The 16,326-nt window shown below is 51.5% G+C and carries 13 protein-coding genes and 1 riboswitch; of the genes, 8 read left to right on the top strand and 5 right to left on the bottom strand.

Features of this window, described 5'->3' with window-relative positions; translation table 11 throughout:
• The first annotated feature begins 47 nt into the window (after positions 1–47).
• The 3 genes from ligA to EDC32_RS07495 all read left to right on the top strand — a co-directional run bounded on the left by ligA (position 48) and on the right by EDC32_RS07495 (position 4,584).
• Positions 48–2,063, top strand: coding sequence for an NAD-dependent DNA ligase LigA (ligA, locus tag EDC32_RS07505; RefSeq protein WP_132221123.1), 2,016 nt, complete (start codon positions 48–50; stop codon positions 2,061–2,063).
• Between the two features lie 61 nt (positions 2,064–2,124).
• Positions 2,125–2,790 carry a hypothetical protein gene (locus EDC32_RS07500; protein WP_132221121.1) on the top strand — a complete coding sequence of 222 codons (666 nt, stop codon included), beginning with the start codon at positions 2,125–2,127 and terminating at the stop codon, positions 2,788–2,790.
• Positions 2,791–2,892: 102 nt separating this feature from the next.
• Complete coding sequence (locus EDC32_RS07495; RefSeq protein ID WP_158283274.1) at positions 2,893–4,584, top strand: transglutaminase domain-containing protein; 1,692 nt, start codon at positions 2,893–2,895, stop codon at positions 4,582–4,584.
• A 129-nt stretch (positions 4,585–4,713) separates the two neighbouring features.
• On the opposite strand, the gene EDC32_RS07490 is transcribed toward EDC32_RS07495, so the two are convergent.
• Genes EDC32_RS07490 through EDC32_RS07475 form a run of 4 tightly spaced genes read right to left on the bottom strand, consistent with a single transcriptional unit; the run spans position 4,714 to position 7,508 of the window.
• Positions 4,714–5,445 (bottom strand): ABC transporter ATP-binding protein, encoded by a 732-nt coding sequence (locus EDC32_RS07490; RefSeq protein ID WP_132221117.1) that lies wholly within the window; start codon positions 5,443–5,445, stop codon positions 4,714–4,716.
• Positions 5,442–6,212 (bottom strand): ABC transporter permease, encoded by a 771-nt coding sequence (locus EDC32_RS07485; protein ID WP_132221115.1) that lies wholly within the window; start codon positions 6,210–6,212, stop codon positions 5,442–5,444. Before EDC32_RS07485 ends, EDC32_RS07490 begins: the two co-directional genes overlap by 4 nt.
• Positions 6,196–6,495, bottom strand: coding sequence for a thiamine-binding protein (locus tag EDC32_RS07480; RefSeq protein ID WP_029071908.1), 300 nt, complete (start codon positions 6,493–6,495; stop codon positions 6,196–6,198). Before EDC32_RS07480 ends, EDC32_RS07485 begins: the two co-directional genes overlap by 17 nt.
• 2 nt (positions 6,496–6,497) lie before the next feature.
• Positions 6,498–7,508, bottom strand: coding sequence for an ABC transporter substrate-binding protein (locus EDC32_RS07475; protein WP_132221113.1), 1,011 nt, complete (start codon positions 7,506–7,508; stop codon positions 6,498–6,500).
• 138 nt (positions 7,509–7,646) lie between these two features.
• A riboswitch (TPP riboswitch) is annotated at positions 7,647–7,756 on the bottom strand.
• A gap of 206 nt (positions 7,757–7,962) precedes the next feature.
• Here EDC32_RS07475 and EDC32_RS07470 point away from each other — a divergent pair.
• Positions 7,963–8,895, top strand: coding sequence for an RluA family pseudouridine synthase (locus EDC32_RS07470; RefSeq protein ID WP_132221111.1), 933 nt, complete (start codon positions 7,963–7,965; stop codon positions 8,893–8,895).
• A gap of 353 nt (positions 8,896–9,248) precedes the next feature.
• A complete protein-coding gene (locus tag EDC32_RS07465; protein WP_158283273.1) occupies positions 9,249–10,862 on the top strand; it encodes an esterase/lipase family protein in 1,614 nt (537 codons plus the stop codon).
• Between the two features lie 404 nt (positions 10,863–11,266).
• On the opposite strand, the gene EDC32_RS16330 is transcribed toward EDC32_RS07465, so the two are convergent.
• Positions 11,267–11,410, bottom strand: coding sequence for a hypothetical protein (locus EDC32_RS16330; protein ID WP_158283272.1), 144 nt, complete (start codon positions 11,408–11,410; stop codon positions 11,267–11,269).
• Between the two features lie 418 nt (positions 11,411–11,828).
• Between EDC32_RS16330 and EDC32_RS07460 the strand changes: the two genes are divergently transcribed.
• The 3 genes from EDC32_RS07460 (at position 11,829) to EDC32_RS07450 (ending at position 16,307) form a co-directional block, all read left to right on the top strand.
• Entirely contained in the window at positions 11,829–14,504 is a 2,676-nt protein-coding gene (locus EDC32_RS07460; protein ID WP_132221107.1) for a transglycosylase domain-containing protein, read from the top strand.
• Between the two features lie 189 nt (positions 14,505–14,693).
• Positions 14,694–15,731 (top strand): YkvI family membrane protein, encoded by a 1,038-nt coding sequence (locus EDC32_RS07455; RefSeq protein WP_158283271.1) that lies wholly within the window; start codon positions 14,694–14,696, stop codon positions 15,729–15,731.
• 15 nt (positions 15,732–15,746) lie between these two features.
• On the top strand, positions 15,747–16,307 hold the full coding sequence (locus EDC32_RS07450; RefSeq protein WP_132221103.1) for a glycerol-3-phosphate acyltransferase: 561 nt from the start codon (positions 15,747–15,749) through the stop codon (positions 16,305–16,307).
• Positions 16,308–16,326 lie beyond the last annotated feature (19 nt).

Genomic DNA, 16,326 nt, shown 5'->3' with positions numbered 1-16,326 from the left:
GTTTACCCACTCACATGCAGTCCTTAAGTTTAGGAGGATGAAACGGATTGAATTTGGAACAAGCCCAAGCACGCGTACAAGCGTTACATGACATACTGAATGAACACAATTACCGGTATCATGTGTTGGATCAACCGACCATATCTGACGCGGAATACGATCAATTGCTGCGGGAATTGATTGAGTTAGAGCGCGAGTTTCCGGAGCTTTCCACTCCTGATTCGCCGACCCAGCGTGTAGGTGGGGAAATCCTGCCCCATTTTGAGAAGGTGGAGCACCTGTCTCCGATGCTCAGTCTGGGTAATGCCTTCAACGAACAAGACTTGCGGGAATTTGATGAGCGGGTGAGAAAAGCGGCCGGAGACAAGCCGGTGCGGTATGTATGCGAGTTGAAAATCGACGGTTTGGCTGTCTCCCTGCGATATGAGGATGGCCGGTTTGTGCTCGGCGCTACTCGTGGGGACGGAACGGTGGGGGAGGATATCACGCAAAACCTGAAAACGATCCGTTCGTTGCCGCTTAAGTTGCGTCAGCCAGTCAGCTTAGAAGTGCGCGGGGAAGTGTACATGCCGCGAGCTGCGTTTGCGCGTTTGAATAGCGTGCGGGAGGAGCGCGGGGAAGCCTTGTTTGCCAATCCGCGCAATGCTGCTGCCGGTTCCCTGCGGCAATTGGACCCCAAGCTGGCCGCAGAACGGACATTGGACATTTTCTTATACGGAATTGGGCAGAGCGAGGGACTCTCTTTTACGACCCATACTGAAGCGTTGGCATTCCTGTCCGAACTCGGATTTAAAGTAAACCCCGAACGGCGGACGGTTGAAGGTGTCGAAGAGATGCTCCAGTACGTGCAAGAATGGCAGGAACGCCGTCCTGACCTGGCGTATGATATCGATGGCATCGTAATCAAGGTGGACGATTTAGCGTTGCGGGAAGAGATGGGCTTCACTGCCAAAAGTCCGCGCTGGGCGATTGCCTACAAATTCCCCGCCGAAGAGGCAGTCACCCGGTTGGAGGAGATCGAGCTAAATGTGGGGCGCACCGGCGTCGTCACGCCCACCGCGGTGCTAAAGCCGGTTTCGCTGGCGGGAACGACGGTCAAACGGGCTTCGTTGCATAATGAAGACATGATTCGGGAAAAGGGTTTGATGTTGGGAGACCATGTGATAGTGAAAAAAGCGGGTGACATCATTCCGGAAGTGGTGGCTGTGCTCACCGATAAGCGGACAGGGGACGAACGGCCCTTCACCATGCCGACGCACTGTCCGGAATGCGACAGCCGGCTGGTCCGCTTGGAGGGGGAAGTGGCCCTGCGCTGTATCAATCCCGCATGCCCGGCGCAAACCCGGGAAGGGATCATCCATTTTGTGTCGCGCGGCGCGATGAACATCGAGGGTCTGGGCGAAAAAGTGGTCACCCAACTGTTTGAGCGGGGGTTGGTGCGCAGTGTGGCCGATCTATACTATCTGAAAAGCGAAGATCTGTTGCGTTTGGAACGCATGGGAGAAAAATCGGTGGCCAATCTCCTGCGCGCCATTGAAGCGAGCAAATCCAACTCGCTGGAGCGGCTGTTGTTTGGCTTGGGCATTCGCTTTGTGGGGGCCAAGGGCGCCAAGATCTTGGCGCAACATTACGGCTCCATGGACGCGTTGCTTTCGGCGACGGAGGAAGAGTTGACCCAACTGGAAGAAATCGGTCCGAAGATGGCGGCTAGCATTACCACTTACATGAAGAAGCCAGAAGTGCGTGAGACGCTGCGTCGTTTGGCAGAAGCGGGCGTTAATATGCATTATACCGGCCCTGCACCTGTCCGAGCTGGGGATGGAGCGGAGGAGAGTCCATTTGCGGGCAAGACCGTGGTCATCACTGGTACGTTGGAGCGCATGTCGCGCAAGGAAGCATCTGAATTGCTGGAGTCGTTAGGCGCCCAGGTGACTGGCAGTGTGAGCAAGAAAACTGACCTGCTTATCGCTGGAGAGAAGGCAGGCTCCAAATTGGATAAGGCGAATAAGTTGGGGATCACGGTCTGGGACGAAGAAACATTTTTAGCACATTTGCCGAAGTGACGAGATGAACGGGGCGTGAGGCGGGACTTCATGCCCCGTTTCATTTGACGGAGGAGAAACCATGCAGAAGAGATTGCGCAAGAAGTGGATATACATCAGCGTGGGGCTTGTCTTGTTGTTGCTGGGGCTGGTGGGATTATCATGGAAACTCAATTTCAGCCCGGAAGTCGATGCGGCGATCATCTCCAGCCTGTTTTCGACATTATTGTTTTGCGGTACCATAGTAGTGAATACGGTGCTCACTTCGGAAGCGTTGAAGTTGGGGCCCAAAACGCAACTCTTGATGCAGGAGCGATTGGCGTTGTACAAGGAATTGAGCACCATTATGCATGATCTCAATCAGGCATTGCTTGCTTACTTTTTTCTCAAGAAGCAAGAGTATCGCTCGCAGATCATTGAGTCGCACTTTCGGTTGCGCACTTTTCGTCGCAAATCGATGTGGATTCTGCCGGAAGACATTTTGGCGACGCTGTCCAAAATCCAGAGCCTCTTCTCCGTTTCACAGACAGGAGGGATTTTGTTTAATCCGAAATGTTTGGAGACAAGAGAAGTGGCGATTCAATTTTCCAATTTGTATCAGTCACTGGTTAACCAGATGCGGGATGAATTGGATATCCAGACGATCAGCGATGTGATTAACCATAAAGTTTACAAGATGAACCAACCCGTGGAAGGCATCGATTCGGCAACCGTCGCGGTAGGGGGAAAAGGGATGGTTCGCAAATAATCTTTTCTGAGTTGTTTTAAATATGTGATGAGAAGTGAAAAAACACGTTTGTCCGAAGAGCTTGACCGAAAAGAATGACGGAAAGGCCGGAGAGCGATGAACATGAGATGGATAGTGACCTGTTGCGCACTGCTGACAGTTTGTGTCATTGGCATGGCTACATATGAGGAGGGGGGATTCGCCCCTGACAAATGGGTGTCGTCCGCGTTAAAGAAGCCGACGCTTCAAGAGCTTATGGAAGATGAAAACAAACGGCATAGTAACGAGGAGATCACCTTAGAGCCTTATGCCAAAAAGATGGGAGCCACCTTAAACCAGCCTGCGCACAATCAGATGCATGTGGACACGATGTTGCCTGTGGCGGGAAAAATCACCCAGTATCAAAGTCTGTCCCAACCATACGTATGGATACACATTAAATACATGGGCAAGGGAGGGAACCCCGACCTTCCTGATGAACAGGATGTTTACGCACCCGTCAAGCAGGGACAGTTTAATGAGAAGATTCGCCTGTTTCAAGGCAAAGGGGAATATCGGGTTACACTGAGATTGCCAAGCGAGGAACAGGAAGATACTTATTATTTGATGGCTTCGTTTATCGCCGCGAATCTGAACGATGTTGTGGAGCGGGATGTGTCATACAGCGTCGCGGCCGCAAAAGCGAAGCTCAAACTGGATGAGCCGGTCATGGGATACAGCGAGAAGCGGGAAGCGGTCTCCTTAAAAGGGCGTATCCGTTCCGATGTGCGTACCGTATTGGTGCAGTTGAAGCGGGGGGCACGGGAAACGCGCCGGGTCGTCTCTGTGGAAAAAGGGCAGTTTGAAGAACAAATTCCCCTGACTTACGGGCAAGGGGTTCATCAGCTGAAAATATTGGTGCCTGACAGCAAGCGGAAAGGAACCTATCTGGACGGGGCCACCTTGTATGTGAATCACCCGCTGGCGGAGGAGAAGGAACCCATACGCTTCACCAGGCTTTACGCCGAACGGGGGATTCACCTGACAGCACCGCTGGTGGGTGGCGAGCAGGCCGACCTGACTTATCGTATCGCGGGCCGCATTGATGAATCTGCACCTTTTGCCAAACAAACGACGCACATGATTGTCCGCATACAGAAAGGCAAGGACAAAGCGACCTATTTCTTGCCTGTGGGAGGCTATCAATTTGACAGCAAGATTTGGTTACGCTTTGGAGCGGGAGAATACAATGTGACGTTGTACGCGCCGGAGATCACCTCGCAAAACCGCGATTACTTCCGCTTTTTCACAGTGGCGACCTTTCGCGTGACCAGCCGGGCGCAAATGGATGGACGTGATCTTTTGCCAGGCCGCGGGATTCAATCCGATCATCCGTTGATCGTCGATTTGGCCAAAGAGATCACCGCAGGCAAATTGACCGACCGCGCGAAAGCCCGCGCCATCTATACCTATGTAGCCAAAAATATGACTTATGACATGGATAAGTTTCGGAATAACCGGTTCTCTTGGAACGACAGTGCGATTAAATCGTTGTCCACTCGCAAAGGAGTGTGTCAGGATTATGTGTTCTTGACTCTCGCTTTGCTACGAAGCATAGACATCCCCAGTCGCTTTGTGGAAGGCGAGGCGGGTGGGCAACGTCATGCTTGGGTAGAAGCCAAGTTGAACGGACGTTGGGTGACGATGGACCCGACTTGGGGTTCCGGGCATATTACACCGGATGGCCGTTTCGTAAAAAGACTGGATATGCAGTTCTTTGATCCGTTACCTGATGAATTTAAACGGACACACAAGCGGACTGGCGTTTCCTATTAAATATACCAATCCCCTGCGCATGTTGCTGTGCAGGGGATTGGTATTGTTGGTGTGATATGGTGTTTGAGAGCAAGAAAAAGCGGGGAGAAAGCTTTACGTTCGCAGCATTTTCCCCGCTTTTTTCATTTCCTAACCGAGCAACATCGTTTCAAGCTCCCGTTGCAATGCCAACCATTCCTTCGTGCCGCGCCGTTCATAACGGGCCTGTCCGCGTGCAAAAGGCACTGGCACTTCCCGTATAACCTTCATCGGCGACGCGCTTAACACCAAGATGCGGTCAGACAGCAAGATCGCTTCCTCAATGCTGTGCGTGATAAACAAAATGGTGCGCTTCTCTTGCTCTAAGAGACGTAAGAGCCAAGTTTGCATGCGGGTTCGCGTGAGTGCGTCCAAGGAACCGAACGGTTCGTCCAGGCAAAGCAAGTCGCGGTTGCTTGCCAACGCGCGGATAAAAGCCGCCCGTTGCTGCATGCCTCCGCTCAGCTCGTGCGGATAGCGGTCGGCGACCTCGGCCAATCCAGCCCCACGCAACAAATGTGTGAGTTGCGTGGGGTTCTTGAGCCCGCTCAGTTCTTGGGCCAAGCGCACATTATCAAGAATCGTGCGCCACGGCATCAGCGAGGGCTGTTGTGGCATATATGCCAAGTGACCACGCTCACCGTTGATCCGTTGGCCGTCCAGAAGTATGTCTCCCGCTTGCGGGCAGTGCAGGCCTCCCAGCAAATAAAACAACGTGCTTTTGCCACTCCCGGATGGGCCGATCAACGAGACGAACTCCCCTTGACGCACAACAAAATGCAGGTCATCGATCACAGGACGTTGTCCATAAGCGAAGGAAAGGCCATTAACTTCCAACTTCATCGGGGTGCCCCTCCCTTCACTTGCGGGCGCCATCGAACCACCAGCCGCTCGATGAGACAGATGGCGGCGTACAGAAGCAAGCTTACTCCGGCGATGAAAAACATCGCCAAAAACACCCGGTCCGTGCGGAAAGAGGCGGAGGCGAGTTGCATCATGACGCCGAGCCCTTCTTTGGCTCCCAGCCATTCGGCGATCACGGCGCCCATCACGCTGTATGTGGCCGCCAGTTTAAGGCCGGAGAAAAAGGCAGGCAAGGCGGAAGGCCATTCCAGCTTGCTAAAGCGTTGCCAGCGTGTGGCCCCGGCCATTTCCATATAGATGAGCAGGGTGCGGTCGGTCTGTCGGAATCCATCCATCGTAGATACGGCGATCGGAAAGAAGCAAGCGATCGCTACCACCAAGATTTTGGGCATGATGCCAAAGCCTAGCCACATGATTAAGAGTGGCGCCAAGGCGATCATCGGCACATTTTGCGACAATACCACCAGCGGTTGGAACATGGCGCGCAACAAAGGTGACAGATGAAAGAGCGTGGCGAGGAGCAGTCCAGCTACAAGACCAAAGCCCAGTCCGCTCAAGGCGATCTCCACTGTCGCCCCAAGGTGTTCCAGTGTCCGATCCACAGATGCCGTCCAAGCCTCATATACAGCGGAGGGTGACGGCAACAGCCACGCTTCCACCTGTTTGGTGCGGACGGTTAGTTCCCATCCGGCTAACAGCAACAAAATCATGCCGAATGGGGCCAACGCTTTACTGTTTTTCATCATATTTGCCTGTCAACCCGCGGATCGATGCGCCGGCGGGATTAAAGTAGATTTTCACCTGATGCAACACGCTGGGACAGCCCATTTCGATCATGGCCTCATTCATGCGCTCGATAATCGCCAACAACTCAGGCAATTCCCCTTCCATCGTCGTTTCCAACGGGCCGACGCGGTAAGGTACCCCTGCTTGCTGAATGATTTCGATCGCTCTGTCCACATAGGGGATGACGCTTTCTCCATTTGGGGTGTGCGGCAGAATCTGCACGCTGACTAGCGCTTGTGCCATTTTCATTTACCCTCCTCAGGCAGAAAGGCGTTGGTAAATGCTTGCTCAGGTTGAAACGAGCCTTCCAGCAAGCCGTGTTGTTTCATCCATTCAGCATAACCCGACCACACTTCTTTCTTTTGCACTCCCCACGCGGGAGCATCTCCTTGGTAACGCGGGCTTAACCAGGCTTGGCTCTTCTGCACCAGTTTCGGGTCGAGGTCAGGCTCTGCCCGGCTCAGGATGTCGGCCGCTTCCTTAGGCTGTTTGATCGCAAATTGGTACCCTTGGCTGACTGCTTTCATGAACGCTTTCACGGTTGCGGGGTCCTGTTTGGTTTTCTGCTCGTTCGTGATGAGAACAGGGGTGTAATAATCTAGCTCTTTGGCATAATCAGTGAGATAGATCATATTCAGTTTTTGGCCCTTCAACTCCGCTTCGATGCCGGTCCATCCATAATAAATCCACATGAAGTCCACATTTCGTTTTACCGCAGTGAAGAAGTCCGTGTTTCCGGTGTTGATGATATTCACTTTGTTCACATCAGCCTGCTCCCGTTGCATCAATGAAGCAAGCATTTGCTTTTCCACTGGCGAGCCAAATCCGCCGTAGGTTTTGCCTTCAAAATCCTTCGGTTTTTGGATGTTTTTGGAAACAGGAGACGCAAAGCCAGACGTATTGTGCTGGATCACTGCGGCGATTGAAACAATCGGCACCTTTTGCACGCGGGCTTGTGTAACGGCTTCTTGGTAGCTTACGCCGAAATCAGCTTTGCCGCCGGCCACCATTTGCTCCGCTCCGCTTTCACCTGGTTGAATGATGTCCACATCCAATCCGGCTTGTTTGAAATAACCTTTCTCTTTGGCCACATAAAGACCAGTGTGGTTGGTGTTGGGAGTCCAATCAAGGACCAAGGTGATCTTCTTTCCTGTGTTTTGCTCGTCTGTCGTCCCGGACGATGCGGGGTTGCCGCAAGCCACGGCGGACAGGCAGAGAGCAATGGTCAGTCCGATCTTCCACCATTGTTTCTTCATTAACAACCGCTCCTTTTCTTTTCACTAGGCTCCCTGATGCGCCCATGGAGGTGGATATAGCGTTTTCATGCATTGGCCAACGCGCGCGTAACAAAAAAACGCCCCCTGACCGGGAGGCGTTGGTTTAGCCAGACAGATATGTCCATCAATCCAAATCCCTACGCCGGCATTACCCGGATCAGGTGAAAGGGTCTGTGTGTCGGCACACACTCTCAGCCGGCCATTATCCAGCTCCCCCATGGGTTTGTATGTTGTTTCGGGCTCATTATACGGAAACTAACCCTGCTTGTCCATAGGGATTTATGTGCAGAGACAAGAAGAGGCGCGTTTCGTTTCCAAGGTGGGCGTGATATACTACATCCATCAGCCAACCTCCCCAAGGCGGCCGCGGATCACCATCAGCCACTTGAGGAGCGATCGACTCATACTCTGAGATGAAGGATTGAATCGGTTCATGAAACAAGAAAACAAGGCTTCATTTACACACACTGTCACGTTGGAGGAAGACGGCCTGATGCTTCATCAAGTGTTGCGCCGCCAATATCGCTTTTCCAGGCGCTTTATGACGCGGATGAAGCTAAACCGCCTGGTGACGGTAAATGGGGAGTTCATCTATTTTACGGCTCGGGTTAAGGCCGGCGATCAGATCGTGATTCGCATGCAAACGGAAGAGACGGATCATATCCCGCCTCAGCCCGTCGATTTTACCGTTGTTTACGAGGATGAGGATCTCATCGTGATTGACAAACCGCCTGGCTTGGTGGTTCATCCGACCCGGGGGTATCCAGACGGAACCTTGGCCAACGGCTTGATGAAGTATTGGTCTGAACGAGGGGAGAAACACCGTATGCGTCCGGTCACCCGGCTGGACCGTGACACTTCCGGCTTGTTGGTCGTTGGTAAACATGCTTATGCCCACGCTTTTTTGGCCGAGCAGATGGCGGAAAAACGATATGAGCGTGTTTATCTGGCTTGCACACATCACCGCTTTGCCAGTGACCGAGGCACGATCGACAAAGCGATTTACATCGATCCCGAACAAAAAATCAGCCGCACGGTCAGTGAGTCCGGTGAAGGGTATCCGGCGGTGACCCATTATGAAGTGGTGGAACGGATGGCTGCGGCCACCTTGGTGCGGCTCTCACTGGAAACGGGTCGGACGCACCAAATCCGCTTGCATCTCGCTTCCATCGGCCATCCGATCATCGGTGATGAAGTATATGGCACAGGTGGGGATCAAGATTTAATCGCCCGGCAAGCTTTGCATGCCACTTACTTGAAATTGTTTCACCCCCGTCAGAAAGAGTGGATGGCTTGGGAATCTCCATTGCCTGCTGATATGCAACAACTCGTGGAGCGGTTGCGGCAAACGGATTGCAGGAGTTGAGGAGTGTGGGGATTCTAACACGGTTCTCCTATGTGTTCAGCATGACGAGGTAAACGCCAGTCTGACACACCCATCTGGGGTGGTCAGGCTTTTTTGGTTTATTCGTTCTGAATAAATTGATTATTTAAATTAATTAATGAATATTTTATGCAATCTTTATAGAATTAATGTTTTTAATATTATACAATTGGATTGGATGCGCTTATCTCAGCACCGTTTTTGTGTTCAAGCAAGAAATCATTGTTATTTTACCTTTGTTACGAGCAGGGTTGATTGAAAATTTATGGAAATTTTACAAAAGCAACAAAGGGGATAAGCGGATACCGTTTTCATTAAAAATGGAGGGATGTTACATGCGAAAGCGCCGGCAGGTGTGGTTGATGTTGCTGATCAGTGTGCTACTGATTATGCCATACCAAACAGTTGGAGCAACCGGGAAAATTCCTGATCCGCAACCGATGGGGCAAGTCTCCTTCGACGGGGCACAAATGGAAGCGCTACCAGCGCCGGGCAACAGCACCACTCCGGGAACTTGGTTCATCGGGGCTACCCCGGCCAATGCTGACCTCAGCAAACCACCGATTGTTTTTGTGCAAGGCTTGCACAGCAGGGCGCAAAGCTGGTGGGAAGAAACCAAGAACCACGGTGTAAATGATATGTATGAAACCGCATACAACAAAGGGTATCGGACGGCGTTCGTTCAGCTGTACGACGCACCCGGCGGTGATGCGGCCACTCCGATGGACAACGGGCGCCTGCTCGCCGGTATGCTGGAGAAAATCTATAATCACTTCGGCCAAAAAGTGAATATTGTCGCCCACAGCAAGGGCGGCCCCGATTCTCAAGCCGCTTTGGTCCATTATGGCGCTTACCGCTATGTCAACAAAGTGGTCACCTTGGGTTCACCCCATGAAGGCTCCCATTTGGCCGACTTGGCGTACAGCAGCTGGGCCGGATGGCTGGCAGCTTTGCTGGGCAAACAAGATCCGGGTACGTACTCCCTGCAAGTAGGGGAGATGGCCAAATACCGCGCACAGACGGATAACCACGCCAACGCTCGCCTGAACAAGTATTACACCGCTGCTGGAACCAGCTGGGGGCCGACTTTCTCCGCTTTGGCTTTGGGTGGAGTCTATCTATCCCAATACGGGGAGAATGACGGGTTAGTCAACGTATGGAGCACCGACCTCCCTTATGGAACCCATCTATTTACTGCCTCTGACCTCGACCATGATGAGATTCGCATCGGCCGTGCTGTGTTTAGCAAGATCGAGTCTGTTTTAAGCACAGCGACAGCTGCGGCTTCGACTGAGCCGAAAGCTAGCCAACCATCGGCGGCAGTAAACAGCACCGACAAACAAGAAACCTTTGTCCGTGGTGGCGCATTGCCTATCAGTAAACAACATGTTCAGCAAGTTCCTGTGGAACCGGGTGTGAAAGAAGCCATCTTCACGGTGCGTACCAAAGCTGCTGACACTCAGGTGACGCTTGTTTCTCCTTCCGGCAAAGTGCTGAATCGAGTGCTAAAAAGCAAGGATCAGGCGTTCTTCCGCGGCGCCACAGTGCAAGTGATCCGTGTCGCCAAGCCAGAAGCGGGCAATTGGCAGGTGAAGCTACTTTCCAAACAGAAAGACGCATACCTGCTGACAACCCATTTTATCGGCAAAACCACTGTTGAACTGGATCTGCCGGCACTGAACAAACAGTCTTCGGCAGAATTGAAGATAAAGGGCTTAGAGAGCGTAGACCTCGCCTCCTTGACTGGCAAGATCAAGGTTGTTGATCCCCAAGGACAAGTGAAGGAAATGGCGTTGAACAAAAGCAAAAAAGCGGACGCCGCCTTGACTGGTGCGGTGTCGGGATCGCAAGCGGGTGTGTATAACATCACCGTGGAATTGAGCGGAAAAACGAAAGATGGGCAAGCGTATGCCCGCACATTGGTCAAATCAGTATATATCGATAAGTAAATGAAACAACCCCGGATCATATCAAGGTGATCCGGGGTTGTTCTTGTTCATGCGCCTGATGCCAACTGCCGCCAGAACTTGGCCGTGCGGCACCGCTTCTAATATGAAAGAATACTACATAAATAATAGACATAGACCCCGTGGCCGGTGAGCAAACAGGGGAGGTAAAATGTGATCAATCATCGACAAGGTGTCGAAATAGAATATAAAAAAGTAGAGTGTGTCGAATGAATTAAAGTAGGCCCTTGAAGCAAATCAGACCGGTTCATCGCCACTTATGTTCGGTGGTCTAGCGTTTAGCCGTCTAATGAGGCGGGAATGGAATTCATGGGCCCCAAGGGCTGGCGGCATCGTTGCCCATTTGCTTCTCGTATGATGAGGCACTTATCGGAAAAGGGGCTTTGTTATTTCTCATCTACGTAATCGCGAGACACGACCCAGAAGCGGGCCAAACGATGCAGTTGATTTCCTCTTCGCCCGCTCTGTGCCAGTGTCATGGTTGGTTCCGCATGCCAATAACCGGGGGTTTGACTATCAGGAGATTTCATGTAAAATCTACATAAGTCATTGTAATATTACTGTAATATTTTTTAAAAATGACAAACCATTTCAATAGGCTTTCCGTTATAATGGAATGTGTTATTTTATCGCAGACCCTGCGCGTCGTTGAATCCACCACGCCAAGGCAAACCAGAAACAGGAGCTGACTAAGCCGGCAATGAAAGAGGGGAGTCCGCTGACTTTCCATAAGAATAAGGAAAACAGCAGCCCAACCACTCCGGTGAAGCGACACGCAAAAATAGCGGCTCGCTCGTGCATTTATCCCTCACCTCCCGCTTCACTATAGCACAAGTGCGGAGGCAGGAACTAGCCGACAAAAGCCGAAAAAGAAGTTGTTAATAGAAGGAAAATCCAGACAGGTAGAGATACTGCGATGAACGATCAGTATTTCAGGAGGTAGACGCGATGGACGATTTTCGTAAGGTGAGCATGAAAAGCGGATACAGCCCCATGCCACCACGGACTCGCAGTGAACGCGCCGGATCCCGTTCCCGCTCTAGCCGTAGCGGCGGCCCCAGGGGCACCGGCGGACGCGGCCCGCAAAAGCAAGGGTGGCAACGGTTTTTTAACTGGAAATGGATGATGCTGGTCTTATTGACTTCGTTATTGATTATGGTCGGTGGCTGTACCGCGGTGATGATGTCGGCGGAAACGTTGGATTTGGAAAAAGCGAAAGATCCGACGAAAATGCCGACCAACTCCAAACTTCTCGATAGCAATAATAAAGTAGTAGCTGTGTTTGGCAACGAATATCGGGAATGGGTAGAAATTGAAAAAATTAAGAAAGTGAATCCGGAGTTATTGACAGCCTTCGTCAAAGTGGAAGACCGTCGTTTTTATGAGCATAACGGGATTGACTATGAAGGCTTGGGACGTGCGATAATCAAAAACATTATCGCGATGGGTAATGCCCAAGGGGCGAGTACCCTTACCCAGCAGGTTTGTAAAAACATTGTACTGGGTGATTTTAATAAAACCTATACCCGGAAGATTAAAGAGATTGGCTGTGCGCTAAACTTGGAGAAAGAACTGGGTGAAAAGCGCAAAGATAAGATTCTGGAAGCATATTTAAACTTTATTGATTTTGGTGGCGTCAATGGTATCAAGCTTGCTTCCGAGGTATACTTCGGCAAGGATCCTACACGGGATCATTTGGAAATCGAAGAGATTGCCTTGTTAGCAGGGATGCCGAAAGCACCATATAAATATAATCCACTAAAAAACCCGGAAGCTGCCAAAGAGCGGCGCAATGTGGTTTTAACTCAAGTTTTGCCGGTCGATGATGTGATCCCGCCGATTGTGGATAAACAAACGGCTGAGGAGAGAGCCAAATTGCCGGTCAAGACATGCCCGAAAACAGAGTGTTGGAATCAAAAGCTAAGAGCGGGCAAATACGATCATTATAAAGCTTTTGTACAAGAAGAACTGAAACGAGATTATGGTATTAACCCGGAAAAACTGGGGAAAAGCGGATATGTGATTAAAACGGCTCTTAATCAGCAAGCACAAACGGCCGTTGAAAAAGCATTGCAGGACAAATCGCTTTTTGTGAATAAAGGCCAGTATATGAAAGACGCGGATGCAAGTATAGTGATGCTAAACCCGAAAAACGGGTTGATCGTCGCAGTCGGAAACGGTCGCCAGTATCAACCGGGATATGACAAGCGCGCCCTGTTGCCCGTGCAACCGGGTTCGACCATTAAGCCGTTAACTGTATACGCTCCAGCAGTGAATGATCATGATTACAATGAGTACTCGATTGTAAAGGATATTACTGTTGACTTTGCGGGAGATTGGAATCCGTCTAACTATGGTGGTATGCCGCCGCAGGGGAATATTCCTATGCTGACAATGGTTAAGAAGTCGCTTAACAAATCGACCGTGCGGCTGTTACATGAAGTGGTTACCCTGAATAGTGCTTTCGATTATGCGCAAAAGCTGGGATTGAACTTGAAAGAGGCAGACAGGACGTCGTACGCGGCTCTGGCGCTTGGCGGTGTAAACGGCGGCGTTAATACAAAACAAATGGCGCAAGCTTATGCCGTGTTTGCCAATGAAGGTAAATATTATCAAGCGCGCACGATTGTGAGTGTAACACAAAACGATGAAGTCGTGGAACCTAAAGATCCGGATAAATATAAACAACCGAAAGAAGTGTTCAGCAAAAAAACGGCTTGGTATATGACACGGATGATGAAGCATGTCATCTCTGATGATGATGGAACGGGTCATAATGCGCGACTGAAAGACGGTCGGGATGTGGCCGGTAAGTCCGGGACGATCCAGGGTGAAAAAGCAGCTTGGTTTGTTGGTTACACCCCTGATCTGGTGGCAGCAGTCAATGTCATGTATCCAATACAAGGCGCAGAGATTGTGAAAGTGACAGGTGGTAGTGTGCCGGCTAAAATCTTCAGCTATGTGATGTCTGAGGCACACCAAGGAATTCCACCACACTCATTCAAAAAACCGCCGGGTGTGGAAGAGCCGAAACGACCATTCGAATTGCAAGCACCACACTTGTCTTATGAATCGCATCCAGACGGTGTTCTGTTGAAATGGCAACAGCAACCAGAGCAAGTGACTTACCAAGTCTTCCGTGCCGATGGCGGCAATTTCGTGAAAGTAGCTGATCTGCCAGCTGGCTCCACCTCCTGGAAAGACCCGTCTGCCTTGCCTCCGCAAGATGACGGCTTTGACCTGGGCGACCTCTTTGGTGGCGGCGGCGAGAAGAAGAAAGTCTACCGCTACAAAGTGGTGGCAATTGACACGCAGGCGACCGATCCGGCCAACAAAGAGAAATCAAGTGAAATCACCGTGGAGCTTAAGTCCGGGAAGAAAGAACAGAAGCCGAAATTCGATAAAAACAATGATGGCATCGATGACCGCGAGCAAGATAGCGATGGTGACGGCGTCAATGACCATGAGGACAAATTCCCGAACGATCCGACCCGAACGGGTAAGGAACAAGATGGCGGCGGTAATGGCGACCACGGCAATGGCCGTCCCGGAAGAGGCGATGGCGATAACAATGGTGGAAACAATGGCAATGACAATGGAAATATCGGTGGTTGGCCGTTTTAATGAGTCAGCGCCGTAAGTGAACGAAGAGAGACTCCAGCTTTCATGCTGGGGTCTCTCTTTTTCGTATTGGCTGTAGACACTTTTATATCGCGCTCATATTCATTAGCGATGACTGGGTTAGGTTCTATTCCCGAGCTTCCTCCCATAGACTAGTCCTAACAGAAGGACAAGAAGGGACGTGTGTTGGGGATGGAGCGGTGGGTGCTCGCCAGTCGCATCGGCTTTACTTATATTGGGACAGTGGTGGGCGCGGGCTTTGCTTCTGGGCAGGAGATCATGCAGTTTTTCACGTTGTTCGGGGAGCGGGGCGTCTGGGGTGTATTTGTGGCCGCGGTGTTGTTTGCCTGGTTGGGGACACGGATGATGCTATTGGGATGTCGGTTGCAGGCGCGGTCGTATGAAGATTTTAACCACTATTTATTTGGAGAGCGCTGGGGACCGATGATGGCGGCAATGATCAGTGTGATGTTGCTGGGAGTCACGGCGGCGATGATGTCGGGGACGGGTTCGCTGTTTGAAGAGCAGTTGGGGTTGTCGTTCCATGCTGGCGTGATTTTTACGGTGGCTTTTTCCTTTTTTTTTATCTTGCGAGGGATCGATGGAGTGTTGTCGGTCAATTCGTTGGTGGTACCAGTCATGTTTTTGTTTATCGTGATGGTGGCATCTCATGCGTGGCAGGCGGGTGAGCTGGCATCTGTGGCTTCGCTGATTCCCGAGCCCCGGTACGCCCACTGGTTGCCGTCGGCCTTGGTATATGTGTCGTTCAACCTGGTGTTGACGCAGGCGGTGTTGGTGCCGCTAGGGGCGGAAATCGCCGATGAGCGGACGATCAAGTTGGGGGGCTGGATCGGTGGGATTGGGTTAGGGATTATGCTGTTTGCTTGCAATCTGGCGTTGCAGTTGCACTGGCAGGAAGTGTCGCGGTTGGATATCCCCATGGGCCATGTGATTAGCACACTTGGCGTAGGCGTGAAATTTTTCTTTTTGGCGATGATGTGGGCAGAGATTTTCACATCGCTCATCGGCAATGTCTACGGACTGGCTGCCAATCTGAGTCAGGTGGTGCCATTGCGCAAGCCGCTGATCATGTTGTTGATATTTGGGATGGGGTATGTGTTTTCCTTGATCGGCTTTCCCACGTTGGTACATTATCTGTATCCCCTGTTTGGCTATTGCGGCTTGGTCGTGCTCGGCTTCATGGTCTTTCGTCGGATGCCGGCGGGATAGGGGAGGAAAGCGGACATGACTTGGTTACTCGTCTTGGGCTTAGCTTATGTGATAGGGGCTTTGCCTTGCCATTGGTGGGCATTGTCCCGCTCCCATTCAGAACAACATGGGGTGGGATATACGCAACTTCCCCTCAAAGAGGCGTTTCTGCTTTTGGTGATCGATCTGGTGAAAGGGATGGCAGCCACTTTGCTCGGAATTGCGCTATTGGGCTGGGTGGGTGCTTATCTGGCGGCGATCTTGGTCGTGGTAGGCAGTGTGTATTCTTGTTTTCTCGATTTCCGTGGCGGAACCGGCTTAGGCGTGGCGGCGGGCGCGCTGTTGATCTTAAGCCCCATTTTGGTCGTGGTGGGAGTGCTGATCTTCATATTGGCGTTGTTGTTGATGCGAAGCTTGGTTGTGGCGACACTGTTGACAGGGGCCGCGTTGTTCTTGTTTGGGATGGTGCTGGCGACGCATGTGATGGTGTGGTTGATCGTGTTGGTGTTGTGTGTGGTGATCTTGTCGCGATGGTGGGGAAAAACGCCGCGCAACCACTCTAAATATAAGAAACCGCCATGGCGCAAGCGGTGGTGAGGGAGACAAGGAGAGCGTT

This window comes from Laceyella sacchari, from assembly GCF_004343255.1.
In the GTDB taxonomy this organism is placed as follows: Bacteria; Bacillota; Bacilli; order Thermoactinomycetales; family Thermoactinomycetaceae; genus Laceyella; species Laceyella sacchari.
The sequence above is the reverse complement of the archived record's forward strand: the minus strand, read 5'-3'. Positions and strand labels throughout refer to the sequence as shown.

Excerpts from the sequence above, each read along its gene's own strand:
- EDC32_RS07500 (WP_132221121.1), top strand. The coding sequence starts at position 2,125 with ATGCAGAAGAGATTGCGCAAGAAGTGGATATACATCAGCGTGGGGCTT.
- EDC32_RS07495 (WP_158283274.1), top strand. The coding sequence starts at position 2,893 with ATGAGATGGATAGTGACCTGTTGCGCACTGCTGACAGTTTGTGTCATT.
- EDC32_RS07490 (WP_132221117.1), bottom strand. The coding sequence starts at position 5,445 with ATGAAGTTGGAAGTTAATGGCCTTTCCTTCGCTTATGGACAACGTCCT.
- EDC32_RS07485 (WP_132221115.1), bottom strand. The coding sequence starts at position 6,212 with ATGATGAAAAACAGTAAAGCGTTGGCCCCATTCGGCATGATTTTGTTG.
- EDC32_RS07480 (WP_029071908.1), bottom strand. The coding sequence starts at position 6,495 with ATGGCACAAGCGCTAGTCAGCGTGCAGATTCTGCCGCACACCCCAAAT.
- EDC32_RS07475 (WP_132221113.1), bottom strand. The coding sequence starts at position 7,508 with ATGAAGAAACAATGGTGGAAGATCGGACTGACCATTGCTCTCTGCCTG.
- EDC32_RS07470 (WP_132221111.1), top strand. The coding sequence starts at position 7,963 with ATGAAACAAGAAAACAAGGCTTCATTTACACACACTGTCACGTTGGAG.
- EDC32_RS07465 (WP_158283273.1), top strand. The coding sequence starts at position 9,249 with ATGCGAAAGCGCCGGCAGGTGTGGTTGATGTTGCTGATCAGTGTGCTA.
- EDC32_RS16330 (WP_158283272.1), bottom strand. The coding sequence starts at position 11,410 with ATGAAATCTCCTGATAGTCAAACCCCCGGTTATTGGCATGCGGAACCA.
- EDC32_RS07460 (WP_132221107.1), top strand. The coding sequence starts at position 11,829 with ATGGACGATTTTCGTAAGGTGAGCATGAAAAGCGGATACAGCCCCATG.
- EDC32_RS07455 (WP_158283271.1), top strand. The coding sequence starts at position 14,694 with ATGGAGCGGTGGGTGCTCGCCAGTCGCATCGGCTTTACTTATATTGGG.
- EDC32_RS07450 (WP_132221103.1), top strand. The coding sequence starts at position 15,747 with ATGACTTGGTTACTCGTCTTGGGCTTAGCTTATGTGATAGGGGCTTTG.